We start from the raw sequence: 14598 nt of genomic DNA, 5'->3' as shown, positions 1-14598 counted from the left end.
AACGTGATAAGGCGCGGAGCCACGGCAGTAATTGCCAATGACCCCGCGCCTTGCCGCGTTTTAGCAGGTTGGATGGGCTAGTGCTGAAAAACCTCTATCCCCAATTCCTCTGCTTCCATTAAATTTTGGGAAGTGACGGCCGTGAGGCGCAGGCGCTTTAGCTCGCCCACCAGCAACGGGTCGTACTTAGCCGTCACGCGAATATAGTTGGGCGTGAAGCCCTCCATTTGGCCGTTGGTCACGTCGTCCTCAAACAGCACTTCGGCTTCCTGACCCGCGTGCTGCTCGTAGAAGAAGCGCTTTTTCTTCTCCGACAGACTACGCAGCTGCGTGGTACGCTCGTGGCGGGTGCGGTCCTGCACCCGGCCGGGTAGGGTAGGCGCCAAGGTATTGGCCCGCTCCGAGTACGGAAACACGTGCAAATAACTCACATCCAGTTCATTCAAAAACTGGTACGTGTCGAGGAAGTCAGCCTCCGTTTCGCCAGGAAAGCCCACAATCACGTCTACCCCAATACAGGCGTGGGGCATCACTTCCTTGATTAGGCGCACGCGCTCCTGGTACAACTCGCGGCGGTAGCGGCGGCGCATCAGGCCCAGAACCTTATTGGAGCCCGATTGCAGCGGAATATGGAAGTGCGGCGCAAACCGCTTCGACTGCGCCACAAACCGGATAATCTCATCGGACAGCAGGTTGGGCTCGCAGGAGCTAATGCGGAAGCGGTTGATGCCTTCCACCTCATCCAATGCCCGCACCAAGTCGTAGAAGTCCTCCCGCCGCTCGCGTTCCGGACCTTGCAGGCCAAAGTCGCCCAGGTTCACACCCGTCAGCACGATTTCCTTCACGCCGGTAGCGGCCAGCTTTTCCACGCGCTCCACTACGCTCTGCACCGAATCGGAGCGGCTGTGGCCCCGCGCCAGCGGGATGGTGCAGAACGAGCAAGAGTAGTCGCAGCCGTCCTGCACCTTCAGGAACGTGCGCGTCCGGTCGCCGTAGCTGTGGGCCGCGTGAAACTCGGTGGCCTCGCTGATGGGCGAAGCGTACACGCGCCCCGGCCCGGTGGTAGGCTTCTCAAAACCGGCGAGCGTTTCCACCAGCCGAAATTTTTCGGCGGCGCCCAACACGGCGTGCACGCCGGGAATCTCGGCAATTTCCTGCGGCTTGAGCTGCGCGTAGCAGCCTACAATGGTCACGAAAGCCTCGGGATTGTGCTTGAGGGCTTCTTTCACCACCTTGCGGCATTTGCGGTCGGCATGGTCCGTGACCGAGCAGGTATTGATAACGTAAATATCGGCCGCGTCCTCAAAGGCTACTTTCTCGAAGCCATACTCTTCAAACTGTCGCCCAATGGCGGAAGTCTCGGAGAAATTGAGCTTGCAGCCCAGCGTGTAAAAGGCAACTTTCCTGGTTTCCATAAGCAAGCCGCAAAGATACGACGCAGGCGCTGAATGGAATAATGGAGGTAAGAAGGAAGCGTTATAGGACCTGCTATTTGCGCAAAAAATTCTCGAACGACACCTGCTCATAGGCCTGCCCCAACTGTACCTGCGAAGCTGCGGTGCCGGGCGTTTTGTAAATCACACGACGGCCCACGTTGTCATATAGCACGGTGTCCTGTGGAGTGAGCAGGCCGAAGCCGTCGGTGAAGCAGTAGAACGCAAAGGAGCGCGCCGCCAGGCGTAGCAGGTCGCGGCTGAAAGAGTAGGGGGCTGCTGGTAGTCCCAGTTGTCCCAGCAGCGTGGCCGCTACGTCTGTCTGCGAGCCCATTACATCAATGGTTTTTCCCTGCGCGGCGGGAAGCAGGGCGCCGCCCGTTAACACCAACGGAATATGAAACTTCTCCGGGGCGTAATTAGGGGTGTTGCCGGGCTGCGGGTGGCCGTGGTCGGCTACCAGTACCACCAGCGTATTGTCCCACCACGGCTGCTGGCGGGCCGTGTGCAGAAATTGGCCTAGCACGTGGTCGGTGTAGTACACGGAGTTGCGGAACAGGTTGGCCTCATTGGTGCCGGGAAAGCGCGGGCGCATGGGCACATCAAACGGCTCGTGGCTGCTGAGCGTGAAGGCCGTCACGAAGAAGGGCTGCCGCTGGTGCTCCAAATCGGTGAGGATGCGCTGGAACAGCACGTGGTCGTGGGCGCCCCACTTCGAATTCTGCTCATCGGGCTGGAAGTCGGCACGTTCCGTCAGCGCATCGTAGCCGCCAGCGACCAGGTAGCTCTTCATATTGGCAAAAGCCAGCTCGCCACCATAATAATAGTGCGAGGAATACCCGGCCGCCTGCAAGGAGCCTACCAGCTGGGGCAGCCGCTCGGTTTTGCGCGGATACTTAATAATGCTAGTGGTAGGCTGGTTGGGGTAGCCCGAGAGCAGCGCCACCAAACCCTTCTGGCTCCGGTCGCCGGCCGCATAGATGTGGCTAAACCGTACGCCCGTGCGGCTCAGGCTGTCCAGGGTAGGCGTCACGCCGGCCTCGCCACCCATGCTGCCTACCAGCTTGGCCGTGAAACTTTCCAGAATAATAAACAGCAGGTTGGGCCGTTGCGTGCGCAGCAGGGTAGGCGGCGGCAACATGGTAACGTCTGGCCGGTACAGCGCCGCAACCCGGCGAGCAGCCGTGGTATCAGGCATGAAGTGATACGGATTGGGCCCAGCATTTTGGAGGAACAGCGAGTTCATCACGTTCCAGGGCACATTCACGGCCGCGTGATTGGCAAACAGTTGCGGCGCGAAGTATACGTCGCTTTGATTTATCGGAATCTGCTGCACGCCACCCCGCAGTGGCACGATCAGCAGCAGCATATATAATAGGCCAATCAATGCGGCTCGTCCCCGGCCATCGTGCGGGGGTAGGGGAGCCAGTCGGCCTACCACTCCTTTATATAGGAGCCAGCCTACCACGAGCAGGGCTGCGAATAAGGTCGTCAGTAACAGCAGAGGAGCCGAAGCGGCAGAAGCTGCCATCTCGCCGGGGGTGTCTATATATTGTAGCGGCGTGGTATCAAGCCGAAACCCCCAGGCTTTATATAAGGCCAAATCGGCTACTGACAAGAACGATACGACGACACCCGCCACCGCCGAGAAGCCACGCACAAGGCGCTCCTGCGGAAAGGCAGGTCCTAATAGGCTGCCCAGCGTAAGCAGCGCAAAGGGTAGGAGACACACATACGCCGTGGCTGAGGCATCCAGCCGCAAACCATAGCCAAAAACCTGGGCAATGGTGCTTAGCGATAGCGAAGTAGTGTCACTCCACTGATAAAGCAGAAAAAGAACCTTGGCAACAACGAAAAAAAGTAGCCAGAACAGAAAGTAACGGGGCTGAAATGCAAAACGGGTAGTATTCACAGCGCAAAAGTAGCGCGCCGAGCGTTGGATGCTTACTACAATAGAAAAGTATGGGCTGTGCTAAGCCTCAAAAGCGAGCTATTGTATTTGCTGGCAATGGCTTGAAGGAAAAATAATGGGAGCCTTTAGAAAATATTTTGCCCAGTGAAATAACCGCAAACGTTTCCGGATATATATAAGAGAAAGCACATGTTGGGTACCGATTTATATTTCAAACGTTTTAGTTGGTAGGTGGGGTATTTTTTATGGTGCCTGTGGAAATAAGTGAGGATTTTTCTGAAAAAGGGGTGAAAAAATAAGGGGGTATAGGTTTGGTATTTAGAAAAATGCTGCTTTACCTTTGCTAACACCACCCGTCATCAGCCAAACGTATCCTGTTTAACTTCTTACATGGCCATTCTTCGTTTCAAAGCTCTTGAATTAGCTGACACGCGTCAGCCGCTGCCGGTCTTCACTTCCGCCGAGCGCCGTTCCGATAACTTCGGTAAAAACGTCTTTAATCTGGATGCAATGCGGGCAAACATGCCCGGCGAGTATTTCAAGAAGCTTCAGAATGCCATCAAACAGGGTGCTGCCGTAGAGCGCTCCGTAGCCGATGCCGTAGCAGCAGCTATGAAGACCTGGGCTATGGCTAAGGGTGCTACGCACTACACGCACTGGTTTCAGCCACTTACAGGTTCCACTGCCGAGAAGCACGACTCGTTTTTCGATCTGAACTCCGACGGGCGGCCAATTGAGAATTTCAAAGGCTCGGCGCTGGTACAGCAGGAGCCCGATGCTTCGTCGTTCCCCAACGGCGGCATCCGCAATACCTTCGAGGCCCGCGGCTATACCGCTTGGGACCCTACCTCGCCTGCCTTCATCATCGAAACAGCTGGTGCCAAAACGCTCTGCATCCCCACGATTTTCGTGGCCTACACCGGTGAAGCACTCGACTATAAGGCCCCGCTGCTGAAGTCGCTGGCTGCCCTGGAAAAGGCTGCTGTAGATGTTTGCCAGTATTTCGACAAGGACGTACAGCGCGTAAACACCACACTGGGCATCGAACAGGAATACTTCCTGGTAGATAAAGCGCTGTTTAACGCCCGCCCCGACCTGGTGCTGACCGGCCGTACGTTATTCGGCCACGCGCCGGCCAAGGGCCAGCAGCTTGAAGACCACTACTTTGGCTCTATCCCGAGCCGGGTGCACGCCTTCATGCTGGACTTTGAGGAGGAAGCCAACAAGCTGGGCATTCCGCTGCGTACCCGTCACAACGAGGTAGCCCCCAACCAGTTTGAGTGCGCGCCTACCTTCGAAGATGCCAACCTCGCCGTCGACCACAACCAGCTCCTGATGGACATCATGGATCGGGTGGCCGAGAAGCACGATCTGAAAGTGCTCCTACACGAGAAGCCATTTGCTGGTGTAAACGGCTCGGGCAAGCACAACAACTGGGCAATGAGCACCGATACGGGCGTTAACCTGCTCGCCCCCGGTCGCAAGCCCAAAGAAAACCTGCAATTCCTGACGTTCTTCGTCAACGTAATTAAGGCCGTACACACCCACGGTGCACTGTTGCGCGCCAGCATCGCCTCGGCCAGCAACGACCACCGCCTGGGTGCCAACGAAGCCCCGCCGGCCATCATGTCGGTATTCGTAGGCTCGATGCTGGACTCAGTACTCGACGAGCTGGAGCGCACGGCCAAGGTGCCGCTCGACAAAGGCGACAATATCTACCTGAAACTGGGTATCGACAAGATTCCAGCTATCCTGCTCGATAACACCGACCGGAACCGTACGTCGCCCTTCGCCTTCACCGGCAACAAGTTTGAGCTGCGGGCGGTAGGTTCTTCGGCCAACTGCTCCTCAGCCATGACTACCCTGAACGCCGTGGTAGCCGATCAGCTGATTGAGTTCAAAAAATCAGTAGACGAGTTGATTGAGCAAGGCAAAAAGAAGGAAGTTGCCATTGTAGACGTACTGCGCGAATACGTGATTTCCTCGAAAGCCATTCGCTTCGAGGGCAACGGCTACTCGCAGGAGTGGGAAGATGAAGCCGCTCGTCGCGGTCTGCCCAACGTGCGCACCACGCCCCAGGCGCTGGACGCCCTGGTAACCGCCGATGCCGAAGCGTTGTTTGCCCGTCACGGCATCTTCTCGACGGTAGAGCTGCACGCTCGCCACGAGATTCTGCTGGAGGAGTACATCAAGAAGATTCAGATTGAAGGCCGCACGATGGGTGACTTGGCCATCAACCACATCATCCCGACGGCCGTAGCATACCAGACTAAACTGATCGAGAATGTACGCGGCCTGCGCGAACTGGGCCTCGACGACGAGCACTCGCAGGTGACGGTAGACACCATCAAAGCTATTTCGCGCCACATCAGCACTATCAAAACTGAGGTGGATGCGATGACTAACAGCCGCAAAGTAGCCAACAAGCTGGAAGATACGCACGCACGGGCTATTGCCTACTGCGATACAGTGAAAGCACATTTCGACACCATCCGCCGCTCTACCGATAAGCTAGAGCTGATGGTGGCCGATGAGGACTGGCCGCTGGTGAAGTACCGCGAACTTTTGTTCCGGCACTAATATCAGCAGCACAGAACCAAACCGAAGTTGGGTGGGAATTTTCTTCGGTTTTGGTTTCGAAAAGGGCGTTCCGGGTGGGGCGCCTTTTTTTTTGACCCTGCTATAAGGGATTATACCGAATCGCCTCATACGCCACGTATGGGGAGTTTTCGTTTGCGGCGTATAGCAGCCAAAAACAACTTATAGCGCGGTTACGCCACCCGTTACGCCACCCTTTTTGGGGTATTTACGCCACCCATTGGGACTCCATCAGGCCACCCGGCGGGCAGTCTTGCGGTAGGCTTGTACCAGCTCCTGCTCGTCGATGCCCAAATAGTGGTTGAAGCTCTTCTCGGTGGTGTGGCCGGTGGCCAGCATCACCTGCGATTTGGGAATGCCCTGGTAAATCTTCAGCGTGGCGAAGGTCTTGCGGCCTAGGCGCGTGGAGAGCGGAATGCGGGTGAGCCCCGCCAAGTGCTGCACGTGGGGCAGATAGTCGTAGATCTCGCGCATGTAGGGTAGGCAGGTGGCCAGACCCAGCGGGGCGTACTGCTCGATAAGAGCCACGGGCCGGAACACGTCGTCGTCGAAGTAGGGGATGACGCAGAGCACGCCGGTCTTGTTGGCGTGAATGCGGACCACTTCGCCGGCCAGGTGCTCGGGGGCCAGGCGGTTGGCGTCGCCCAGGCGCAGGCCCAGGTAGCAGCAGAGTAGCACCTTGTCGCGCACGTGCTGCAGGCGCTGGTGGTGCTCGTCGAGGGTGACGATGGGGCGGCCGCCGGGCAGCGCGCGCTCGGCCTGTTCGAAGTGCTCGGCCACGTAGGCGCGCACCTGGGGCGTGGTGAGGTCCACGGCGGCTAGGCGCAGCAGCTCGTTCTCGGTGAGGGCATCCACACCGCGGTAGCGCTCGGGCGCCTCGAAATCCTGGTAGCGGCGGTTGACGGGAATGTACTGCCGCTCGCTCCAGTGCAGAAAGGCCTTCAGGCGCTTCACGTGCGCGCTCAGGGTGTTGAGCTGTGCCCGCGCGTGGTGAGCACGTAGCGCTGAAATTTGGCGTAGAACTCGTGGTTCATGCCCGCGAAGGTGAGCGGGTAGCGCGCCTGCTCGCTGAACTCTTCCAGCTCGCGGCGCGTGCGCAGCAGGGCGCTGATGGTCTTCTTTTCCAACGGCTTGCCACTGCGCAGCGAGACTTTGCTCTGCTGGTGCTCGATCCACTGCTGCATGGTGGTGAGCAGATCAGGGGCCGGTGGGTCGAGCAGGGGTAGGCCGGGGGCGTCGGGCTGCTTGTCCGTGTCGCCAGCTAGCAGCAGGTAGCACCGGCGAATCTCGGCTTCCATCTGCGGGGCGGTGAGGCGCTGGCCGCGCACGGCCGCGTCGCGGTGGGCGTTGTGGGCGGCCTCGGTCCAGTGCTGGAGCACCAGGTTGCGCTGCTCGGCGTAGGCGCCGGGCTTGTCGCGCACCAACGAGGTTTTGGGGTTCCAGTGCTCGGGCTGGTACCGCTCGCCCGAGGCTAGGCGCAGGCGCTTGCCTTCCCAATAAAAGGTAAGCTGAATAGGAGCGAGGCCCTTTTTGTTGAGTTTATCCTTTTGTAACTCGCGGGTAACTTCCATGCGGGCAAGTATAAGCAGAAGCGGCCTCTACTTATAAAACACGAGCCTTCCCATAGCAGTGGGCAACAGATTGTGCGCAATTCTGCACATACAAAAAGAAGCATATGTTACCTTCGTACGCCTCGTCGTGTATGCTCCCCCTACTATGTCTGATTTATCTGCGTCGGCTCTGCCAAACGATAGTGCTCACCTAGAAGGCTTATCACGGGTGCTGATGGAAACAGCACAAACCGGTGTTATGCTGCTGCGCCCCTGCTACGCTGCAGACAGCGACACCATTGTTGACTTTGCCTATGTAGCACTCAATTCGTTGGCAAAAAAGCAGTTACGCCTACCTGAGCACCCGCGTGAGTCATTGCTGACGCTTTTTCCTGCGACTAAAGAGGAGGGCGTGTTTAAGTTCTACTGCGAGGCCTTTCTCTCGGGCGAGGTCACGCGTTGGCAACATATATACCAGCACGACGGGCTGGATGGCTATTTCATGCTCGTTGCACAGCGCTACGAGCAGGTGTTGGTCGTCAACTTTACCGATAACAATGACCGGCCCCGCACGGCCGTAGAAGATGCCCTGCGTGAAAGTCAGACTCGGGAAAAGGCCGCCCGTGCCGAGGCGGAGCGCCAACGAGGCGAGCTAGAGCGCGTGTTTGAACAAGCCCCAATAGCCATTGCCGTGTACCGGGGACCGAATTATATCATTGAGCTGGCCAATTCCACGGTGGCCCGGCTCTGGGGACGCACTCGGGACCAGCTCCTCGGCAAGGGCTTATTTGAAGCCTTGCCGGAGGTAGCCGGTATGGGCTATGAAGAGCTACTTGACGGCGTGATGGCGACCGGCGTGCCCCACGTGGCCCGCGCCATGGAAGCGCAGCACGATCGGAACGGTCAACGGGAGACTGTGTACTGGGACTTTGTGTACGTACCCATGTACGCCGCCGATGGTAGCATCAATGGGGCGATGGTGGTAGCCAATGAAGTGACGCAGCAGGTGCGCGCGCGTCAGCAGGTCGAACAGCTCAACTACGAGTTGGAAGCCCGCGTGGGGGAGCGCACGCGTCAGCTGACGGAGCAACAGGCGCTCCTAAGTCAGATTCTGAGCAATGTGCCGGCCTACATTGCGACCCTCACGGGCCCGGAGCACCGCTTCACGTTCTTCAACGAGCTATTCCACCAGCTTTCCGCCGGCCGCGTCGAGCTGAATTTGCCTGTGGAAGAGGTGTTGCCCGAAGCAGTAAAGCAGGGGTTTATCAGCATACTGGATCAAGTATACGCCACTGGTATGCCCTACATTGGGCAGGAAGTGCCCATCTATCTCTATAACGCAGCTACTGGGCAGCAAGAGTTGCAGTATCTGAACTTCGTCTACGAACCGCTCACCGATAAGCAGGGGAGTACGGTGAGCATCTTGGTATTTGCCGTGGATGTGACGGAGCAAATGCTCGCGCGCCAGCAAACGGAAGCAGCGCAGGAACGGGTACAGCAACTCAACGAGGAGCTAGCGGCCATCAACGAGGAACTGCAGGCGACGAATGAAGAACTGCTCGGGTCGAATACGCAGCTGCAGCACATCAACACGGATCTGGACACGTTTGTCTACGCGGCCTCGCACGATTTGAAATCGCCCATTGCCAACATTGAGGGGCTAATCGACGCTCTGCGGGAGTATTTGCCCACCGAAGCGCAGGAGCCCATGGTGCCGCGTCTGGTCGGCATGATAGACAATTCCATCGCGCGCTTTCAAAAGACCGTAGAGCACCTAACGGAGGTGTCGCGGCTGCAAGCTACTCGGCAGCTACAGAGGCCGGAGACGCTGCACTTGGCTAGTATTCTGGAAGAGGTTCGTCTGGACTTGCTGCCGCTACTGGAAAGCAGCCACGCCGACCTTCACATTGCGGTAGAAGACTGCCCCAGCATTCATTTCCCGGTGAAGAGTATGCGCAGTGTGTTCTTCAACCTGCTGAGCAATGCCGTGAAGTACCGTGCTCCCGACCGCGAGCTACGCGTGCAGGTGCGCGCCCAGTGCCTGCCGACGCGCCTAGTGGTCGAAGTACAAGATAATGGTCTGGGCCTAAGTGAGGCGCAGCAAGCCCAGTTGTTTACCATGTTCAGGCGCCTGCACACGCACGTGGAGGGCTCGGGCGTAGGCCTTTATTTAATTAAGCGAACAGTCGAAAACGCAGGCGGTACCATCACGGTAGACAGCCAGCTCGGCGTTGGCTCAACCTTTACAGTGACGTTACCGCGGCGCGCGTAACGTCGCCACTCTATACCCATGGAAAAACTCCCGCATATTCTGCTCGTTGATGACGACGATACCACCAATTTCATCCATGAGACCCTGCTTACCAAGTTGCAGGTAAGCCACGATATCCGCGTGGCCACGAGCGGGGAGCAGGCACTTGAGCTTCTTACCCAGCAGCCGCCTTACGTACCCACCTTGCTGCTGCTCGACTTGGCAATGCCGGGGATGGGGGGCATTGCGTTTTTGGAAGCCTACCAGCGCCTGCCGCAAGCGCAGCAGGACGCCACCAAAGTTATCGTGCTCACCACGTCGATGGATTCGCGCGATTTAGAGCGCATCGATGATTTACCGATTGCCGGACTCGCTAGCAAACCGCTTAACCGTGAGAAGATTGATACGTTGCTGAGGCTTCATTTTCAGCGGCAGCTGCCAGCAGAATAGGTGACATTTGGTAGCCTAATAGCAGGAGCCTGCAATACCGGAAGTTCTCTTTCTATCAGTGGAAAATAAGATGAATAAGAGAAGGCCTCATGTTGAGTTTTGTCCTGCGGTGAACTTCCGTAGCGCCAAAATGCAGAAGCCAGCATGAGCTTCTGCATTTTGGCGCTACGTTAATTGGGGGTTAGGACGAGTTATGTTAAGTTAAATCCACATTAGTTAGTTTATAATGTGCTAATCAATTCCTATGGTAGATGTCCGTTTTGTTAACTTTTCTAAAATTTCCTTAACATTATCGGAGTAAGTAGTAATTATGTCTGGGCTATTGCCCTCTTTTTCGCCTTTGTTATTTGAATAATTCCTCTCTGTGTTAGCGTAGGTTATATTTATATTATTAGTTGTGGCTTGATCTCCAAACTCGATAGATGTATGAATAGCTGCTAATTTTATTTCAATACTAGTTGTTTCGTTTTGATAGTATTTTACATTGCTGATATTGGCTTGATAAAGCTTAGTGAAATATAAAAATATAGATATCAAGCTAATAAAAGCGACAAGTCTGGGAAGGTATTTTATTATAAATACGTGTAAGTTGTCATTTATTTTTAATAGCCTATGTACTCTACATCCTCATCTTTGTCGCCGTCTTCTTCTGTAATACCCTCTATGGCTTCTTTTAACACACTTTCGTTTAGTAAAAGAAGCGCTTGCTCAACCTCTAATAATTCTGCCTCTTTATTCTTGTTAAGAAAATCCCACCCATTATTTAAACTTAAAACCTTTTCAATGTACATGATACAAATATTCGGAAAATTAGTTGTTATTAATTAATTAATTAATTAATTCGACCGATTATGCCCACCGCGCAGTAGCTTCGATATCGGCGGCTTTTAGGGCTACTTTCCACTTAGCTGAGTGAGCATATTTAGCGTTCAATTATCAAATGGCGTTAGGATCAATGTCAAAGGTAGCTTCAGCAGATATGCTATCTGGTCCCATCACCTCGACAGTCACCTTCTCCGCTTGCATGAGTTTGTGTGGGTAGGCCCCGCCCTCTTTAGTGGCGAACTGGTACCACCGCAGACCCAAACGATGAGCAGTATCCAGCGCGGCTACTTTGAGGAAGAATACTGCCTTGCCGCTTACAGGCTTTAAAGCGAACTTGTCAGTATTGGTAATGAACATGCCTAGGCTGTTTGCAAAGACTTTCGGAGCGAAGCTCATTTCCTCTTTGGGTTTGAAAATGCCGATGAGTACACATACTACGGCAAAGCCGATAAGTAACTTTTTAATCATAAAGGGTTGTAAAAAACTGTTAGTGTGGTCTAATTCTCCCGATTTCGGCTACCCCGCAGCAGCACCAGCATTTCCTCCTTCGCGGCAACCAGGGCTTATGCGAGCTCTAGCTGCTGGCGTAGGCTGGCCACCTCGGCGCGGGCCATATCGCGCTCGGCACGCCCGGCCAGTGCGACTACTACAGCTTCGACAGCAGCGGCCGCTACGAGGTGCAGGACCCGCGCGACTACGGCCTGCGCGGCCTGGTGAAGATGATCGACAAGATGGGGGCGAAGGTGGCCCGCGCCATCATCTACGACAACCAGGCCCCCGGCCGGCCCGAAATCCTGCGCAAGGAGCGCGGCAGCTGGAACAGATGATACTGCGCGAGGGCGACGTAATCCGCACCAGCTACAGCACCGGGCCCTACCGCATCCGCCAGCTCACGGCCGAGGGCCGGCGCCTGCACCTATTGTGCGAGGACCTGCGCCCCGGCGTGGGCCGGGCCACGGCCTACCTAAACGACTTTGAGCAGCAGCCGGATGGCACCTGGCAGCGGGCGGGCTCCACGGACCAACTCTTTTTCATCGAGCGCCCGGCCCCGCGGCCCGGCACACAGTTCGACCTATTCGAGCAATGACCGAGCTAGACGCTGAAACCACCTCGTGGGTCAGGTTCTACACGAGCTTCTTCACGGAGTACGCGCTCCGCAACGACCTACAGCAGATGCAGGAGCGCACCCGCTGGTTCTCCTATGGCCGTGAGCAGGAGCGGGAGCCCCGCATGGTGGCCGCGCAGCACATCCTGGAAAACCTCCATGTCTACACGCTACCGATCCCAAGGCCATGATGGAGGCCATGAACCTGCGCCACCTCGACCAGAGAATTGATGTTGAGCGGCATGAGGCGCTGGCGCTGAAACAGTCGCTGGAGCACTACCTCTACCACCTGGCGCAGCAAAGCAGCGCGCGCGGTCTGAGCACCGACGAGGCCCTGCGCCTCAAGCCGGCCACCCGCCTGCTCACGCGCCTAAGCAAGATGTTCACCGGCACCTGGCTCAGGTATGGGATGAAACGCTGCTTCCAGCACAGGCCGCGCACGTGGCAGCTGGAGTTCGATGAGTTGTTGCTGCTGCGCACGCTCTATTTGGCCGGTGAATTGCCTGACGAGGGTCCGGGCAGTGCCCAGCGCCTGGCGCTCTGGAACCTGCTGGGCAAAATCGACCAGAAGGCGCAACGTCTCACCTCTTATTTCTCCCTATGATATGATTCTCTACGATACGCAAGTTGTTAAAGGACAGTTTGAAACCATGAGCGCCTTCGATCTGCGTGGCCTGCGCAGCAGTCGGAAGGAGGATGAGCTGCTATGTCGCCTGGTTGATCGGGAGCTGGAATTTCGGGCCGATGTCTGCTCGGGTATACTCGATACGGAGTCGATGCAGGAGTACCTGGCCAGAGGCTGATCGGCAGCTAGGGGCCTACCGCGCAGGGGTAAGGACAGAGGTTTGGTATAGCTTTGGTAATTAGCTATATTGTAGAGTATATGATTCCTGTATAATTTCGAGAGGTAGTGCCGCTACCCTTACCCAGTCAATACTCCTTGGCGGTCCCCAGCGCCCGTCCTTTCCCGCTTTTCGCTACTTGGCTAGGTTTGAATCTTTCAAAGACAGACCGATGCTAAAGACCCTGGATTTTCCCGTGAAGCCCCACGTGCGCAAGTACCTGCTATTGCACCTGGGCGTGGAGCCCTACGTGCTGAACCCCAGCGGGCGCTTCGGCAAGATTCTGTTTCACTTGCTGCGCCGCCAGGTGAAGGGCAAGCTCTGGCACGCGGGCAGCCGCGAGGGCTGCACCCAGACGCTGCAGGTGGACCTGCGCAACTTCCCCGTGCACCAGTACGGGCTGACGGAGTTGACCGACTACTCCATCTTCCAGTTCAACGACTTTGTGGACGAGACCCTGAAGGAGGAGCTCTACACCTGAATCCGCAACTTCGTGAACCGGCGCACCACCATCCGCGAGGTCATCCTCGACTTCATGGCCGGCTACGACCTGTTGGAAGAAGACATCCAGTTCGAGACCCTGCGCAAGGCCGTGCAGCGCAACGTGAACGTGAAGGAGCTGAAAAATAAGCGCCCGAAATCGGTAGGAAAAATGTCCCGCGAAAAGGTGGTTTTGTCCCAGGAATCGGTGGATTTGTCTCACAAACCGGTGGGTTTGTCCCGCTACGCCGACGTATTGGCTCTGCGTCAGAAACTTATGCAGACGCCGCTCACGCTCTTCGCACGCTAAATGGCCTTCGCATTCGACCCTTTCGGCCCGCGCAATCTCTACAACGCGGCAGCCGGCGAAGACAACATTGGCGGCCTGGCCGCGGTGTGGTACACGCCGGCCCGCAACTTCCGCTCGTGGCCCGCCTTGGGCGAGCTGCGCATCGCCGCCCTCGACCTGATAGAGGGCGCTACTCGGTACCAGCTGCTGAGCACGTGCGGCTCGCTGAGCTACGACCAGAAACCGAAGACCCTCCCGCGCCAGGGAACCGTGCAGGCGCAGAAGCTCACGGGCGCTATTCCGCGCCACGCTGGCCACGGGCCTGGAGCCGCTGCCGGCCGGCCAGTACGTGGCCCTGTACCGCGCCTGAACGGCCAGGTGCAGCTCGTAGGCACGCCCGCTGAGCCACTGGAGCTGAGCTACTCCTACTCAGCCGGTACGGAGAGCCGCCGCAACGGCTACGACTGGACACTGCAAGGGGAGACGCCGCGCGTGGCGCGGCCCTCCCTGGGCTCGTGGCTCGTATCGGAGCGCGGGCTAGAGCTCGGCGAGCTGCAGGGTAGCGGTGATGGCTCGGTGCAGTTGCGCACGGCCAGCGGGCAGTTGCTGGCCACGGTGCCGGCGGGCAAGTCTATCGTCCTCAAATCCGGCTTTAAGCTCGGCTACGAGATAGTATAGTCCTTTTTCGAGGCGTAGGGGAGGGGTTGCTTTGCCGTATCTACGGCAAAGCAACCCCTCCCTGCTTATAAGCTGAAGTGGCAGACGCGCTTCCGCGACAATGACAACTTCGAGATTGGCGAGGCGGATCAGCGCGAGTTCGCACTCGACACGGCCAACACGTTCGGCCTGGCCGATACCGCGTG

At 57.0% G+C, this 14598-nt stretch carries 17 protein-coding genes; 10 read left to right on the top strand and 7 right to left on the bottom strand.

The genetic code is table 11. The annotated features are described in order from the left end of the window. Positions 1 to 77: 77 nt before the first annotated feature. Together mtaB and F1C16_RS08095 are read right to left on the bottom strand one after the other, a co-directional pair. Positions 78 to 1415, bottom strand: a complete 1338-nt coding sequence (gene mtaB / locus F1C16_RS08100; protein WP_185283816.1) for a tRNA (N(6)-L-threonylcarbamoyladenosine(37)-C(2))-methylthiotransferase MtaB — start codon at positions 1413 to 1415, stop codon at positions 78 to 80. A 73-nt stretch (positions 1416 to 1488) separates the two neighbouring features. Further along, on the bottom strand, positions 1489 to 3345 hold the full coding sequence (locus F1C16_RS08095; protein WP_185283815.1) for an LTA synthase family protein: 1857 nt from the start codon (positions 3343 to 3345) through the stop codon (positions 1489 to 1491). Between the two features lie 390 nt (positions 3346 to 3735). On the opposite strand from F1C16_RS08095, the gene F1C16_RS08090 reads away from it, so the two are divergent. Next, complete coding sequence (locus tag F1C16_RS08090; protein ID WP_185283814.1) at positions 3736 to 5925, top strand: glutamine synthetase III; 2190 nt, start codon at positions 3736 to 3738, stop codon at positions 5923 to 5925. A gap of 249 nt (positions 5926 to 6174) precedes the next feature. On the opposite strand, the gene F1C16_RS08085 is transcribed toward F1C16_RS08090, so the two are convergent. Together F1C16_RS08085 and F1C16_RS08080 are read right to left on the bottom strand one after the other, a co-directional pair. After that, entirely contained in the window at positions 6175 to 6897 is a 723-nt protein-coding gene (locus F1C16_RS08085) for a hypothetical protein (protein ID WP_185283813.1), read from the bottom strand. 8 nt (positions 6898 to 6905) lie between these two features. Next, on the bottom strand, positions 6906 to 7514 hold the full coding sequence (locus tag F1C16_RS08080; RefSeq protein WP_185283812.1) for an Arm DNA-binding domain-containing protein: 609 nt from the start codon (positions 7512 to 7514) through the stop codon (positions 6906 to 6908). Between the two features lie 145 nt (positions 7515 to 7659). On the opposite strand from F1C16_RS08080, the gene F1C16_RS08075 reads away from it, so the two are divergent. Both F1C16_RS08075 and F1C16_RS08070 read left to right on the top strand, forming a co-directional pair. Further along, entirely contained in the window at positions 7660 to 9765 is a 2106-nt protein-coding gene (locus tag F1C16_RS08075; RefSeq protein ID WP_185283810.1) for an ATP-binding protein, read from the top strand. Positions 9766 to 9783: 18 nt separating this feature from the next. Beyond that, positions 9784 to 10194, top strand: coding sequence for a response regulator (locus F1C16_RS08070; RefSeq protein WP_185283809.1), 411 nt, complete (start codon positions 9784 to 9786; stop codon positions 10192 to 10194). A 231-nt stretch (positions 10195 to 10425) separates the two neighbouring features. Here F1C16_RS08070 and F1C16_RS08065 read toward each other — a convergent pair whose 3' ends face one another. From F1C16_RS08065 to F1C16_RS08055, 3 genes are all read right to left on the bottom strand, one after another. Then, the gene (locus F1C16_RS08065; RefSeq protein WP_185283808.1) at positions 10426 to 10731 is read right to left on the bottom strand and encodes a hypothetical protein; all 306 of its coding nucleotides are present in this window, start codon (positions 10729 to 10731) and stop codon (positions 10426 to 10428) included. A gap of 65 nt (positions 10732 to 10796) precedes the next feature. After that, positions 10797 to 10985: a hypothetical protein gene (locus F1C16_RS08060; RefSeq protein ID WP_185283807.1), complete on the bottom strand. Its 189-nt coding sequence runs from the start codon at positions 10983 to 10985 to the stop codon at positions 10797 to 10799. A gap of 145 nt (positions 10986 to 11130) precedes the next feature. Beyond that, on the bottom strand, positions 11131 to 11487 hold the full coding sequence (locus tag F1C16_RS08055) for a hypothetical protein (RefSeq protein ID WP_185283806.1): 357 nt from the start codon (positions 11485 to 11487) through the stop codon (positions 11131 to 11133). Between the two features lie 355 nt (positions 11488 to 11842). Here F1C16_RS08055 and F1C16_RS08050 point away from each other — a divergent pair, with 355 nt between their 5' ends. From F1C16_RS08050 to F1C16_RS08020, 7 genes are all read left to right on the top strand, one after another. Further along, positions 11843 to 12106 (top strand): hypothetical protein, encoded by a 264-nt coding sequence (locus F1C16_RS08050; RefSeq protein ID WP_185283805.1) that lies wholly within the window; start codon positions 11843 to 11845, stop codon positions 12104 to 12106. After that, positions 12103 to 12315, top strand: coding sequence for a hypothetical protein (locus F1C16_RS08045; protein WP_185283804.1), 213 nt, complete (start codon positions 12103 to 12105; stop codon positions 12313 to 12315). The genes F1C16_RS08050 and F1C16_RS08045 overlap by 4 nt, the downstream gene beginning before the upstream one ends. After that, entirely contained in the window at positions 12312 to 12728 is a 417-nt protein-coding gene (locus tag F1C16_RS08040; protein ID WP_185283803.1) for a hypothetical protein, read from the top strand. Before F1C16_RS08045 ends, F1C16_RS08040 begins: the two co-directional genes overlap by 4 nt. 1 nt (position 12729) lies before the next feature. Continuing rightward, the gene (locus F1C16_RS08035; RefSeq protein ID WP_185283802.1) at positions 12730 to 12927 is read left to right on the top strand and encodes a hypothetical protein; all 198 of its coding nucleotides are present in this window, start codon (positions 12730 to 12732) and stop codon (positions 12925 to 12927) included. A 211-nt stretch (positions 12928 to 13138) separates the two neighbouring features. Beyond that, positions 13139 to 13447, top strand: coding sequence for a hypothetical protein (locus F1C16_RS08030; RefSeq protein WP_185283801.1), 309 nt, complete (start codon positions 13139 to 13141; stop codon positions 13445 to 13447). Between the two features lie 12 nt (positions 13448 to 13459). Beyond that, complete coding sequence (locus tag F1C16_RS08025; RefSeq protein WP_185283800.1) at positions 13460 to 13756, top strand: hypothetical protein; 297 nt, start codon at positions 13460 to 13462, stop codon at positions 13754 to 13756. Continuing rightward, on the top strand, positions 13757 to 14413 hold the full coding sequence (locus tag F1C16_RS08020; protein ID WP_185283799.1) for a hypothetical protein: 657 nt from the start codon (positions 13757 to 13759) through the stop codon (positions 14411 to 14413). Positions 14414 to 14598 lie beyond the last annotated feature (185 nt).

The sequence above is a fragment of the Hymenobacter sp. NBH84 genome, from assembly GCF_014217645.1.
In the GTDB taxonomy this organism is placed as follows: domain Bacteria; phylum Bacteroidota; class Bacteroidia; order Cytophagales; family Hymenobacteraceae; genus Hymenobacter; species Hymenobacter profundi.
Note: the sequence above shows the minus strand (reverse complement) of the source record. Positions and strands in the feature narration are given on the sequence as shown.

Excerpts from the sequence above, each read along its gene's own strand:
- F1C16_RS08070 (WP_185283809.1), top strand. The coding sequence starts at position 9,784 with ATGGAAAAACTCCCGCATATTCTGCTCGTTGATGACGACGATACCACC.
- F1C16_RS08030 (WP_185283801.1), top strand. The coding sequence starts at position 13,139 with ATGCTAAAGACCCTGGATTTTCCCGTGAAGCCCCACGTGCGCAAGTAC.
- mtaB (WP_185283816.1), bottom strand. The coding sequence starts at position 1,415 with ATGGAAACCAGGAAAGTTGCCTTTTACACGCTGGGCTGCAAGCTCAAT.
- F1C16_RS08020 (WP_185283799.1), top strand. The coding sequence starts at position 13,757 with ATGGCCTTCGCATTCGACCCTTTCGGCCCGCGCAATCTCTACAACGCG.
- F1C16_RS08075 (WP_185283810.1), top strand. The coding sequence starts at position 7,660 with ATGTCTGATTTATCTGCGTCGGCTCTGCCAAACGATAGTGCTCACCTA.
- F1C16_RS08055 (WP_185283806.1), bottom strand. The coding sequence starts at position 11,487 with ATGATTAAAAAGTTACTTATCGGCTTTGCCGTAGTATGTGTACTCATC.
- F1C16_RS08060 (WP_185283807.1), bottom strand. The coding sequence starts at position 10,985 with ATGTACATTGAAAAGGTTTTAAGTTTAAATAATGGGTGGGATTTTCTT.
- F1C16_RS08050 (WP_185283805.1), top strand. The coding sequence starts at position 11,843 with ATGATACTGCGCGAGGGCGACGTAATCCGCACCAGCTACAGCACCGGG.
- F1C16_RS08080 (WP_185283812.1), bottom strand. The coding sequence starts at position 7,514 with ATGGAAGTTACCCGCGAGTTACAAAAGGATAAACTCAACAAAAAGGGC.
- F1C16_RS08040 (WP_185283803.1), top strand. The coding sequence starts at position 12,312 with ATGATGGAGGCCATGAACCTGCGCCACCTCGACCAGAGAATTGATGTT.
- F1C16_RS08090 (WP_185283814.1), top strand. The coding sequence starts at position 3,736 with ATGGCCATTCTTCGTTTCAAAGCTCTTGAATTAGCTGACACGCGTCAG.
- F1C16_RS08035 (WP_185283802.1), top strand. The coding sequence starts at position 12,730 with ATGATTCTCTACGATACGCAAGTTGTTAAAGGACAGTTTGAAACCATG.
- F1C16_RS08045 (WP_185283804.1), top strand. The coding sequence starts at position 12,103 with ATGACCGAGCTAGACGCTGAAACCACCTCGTGGGTCAGGTTCTACACG.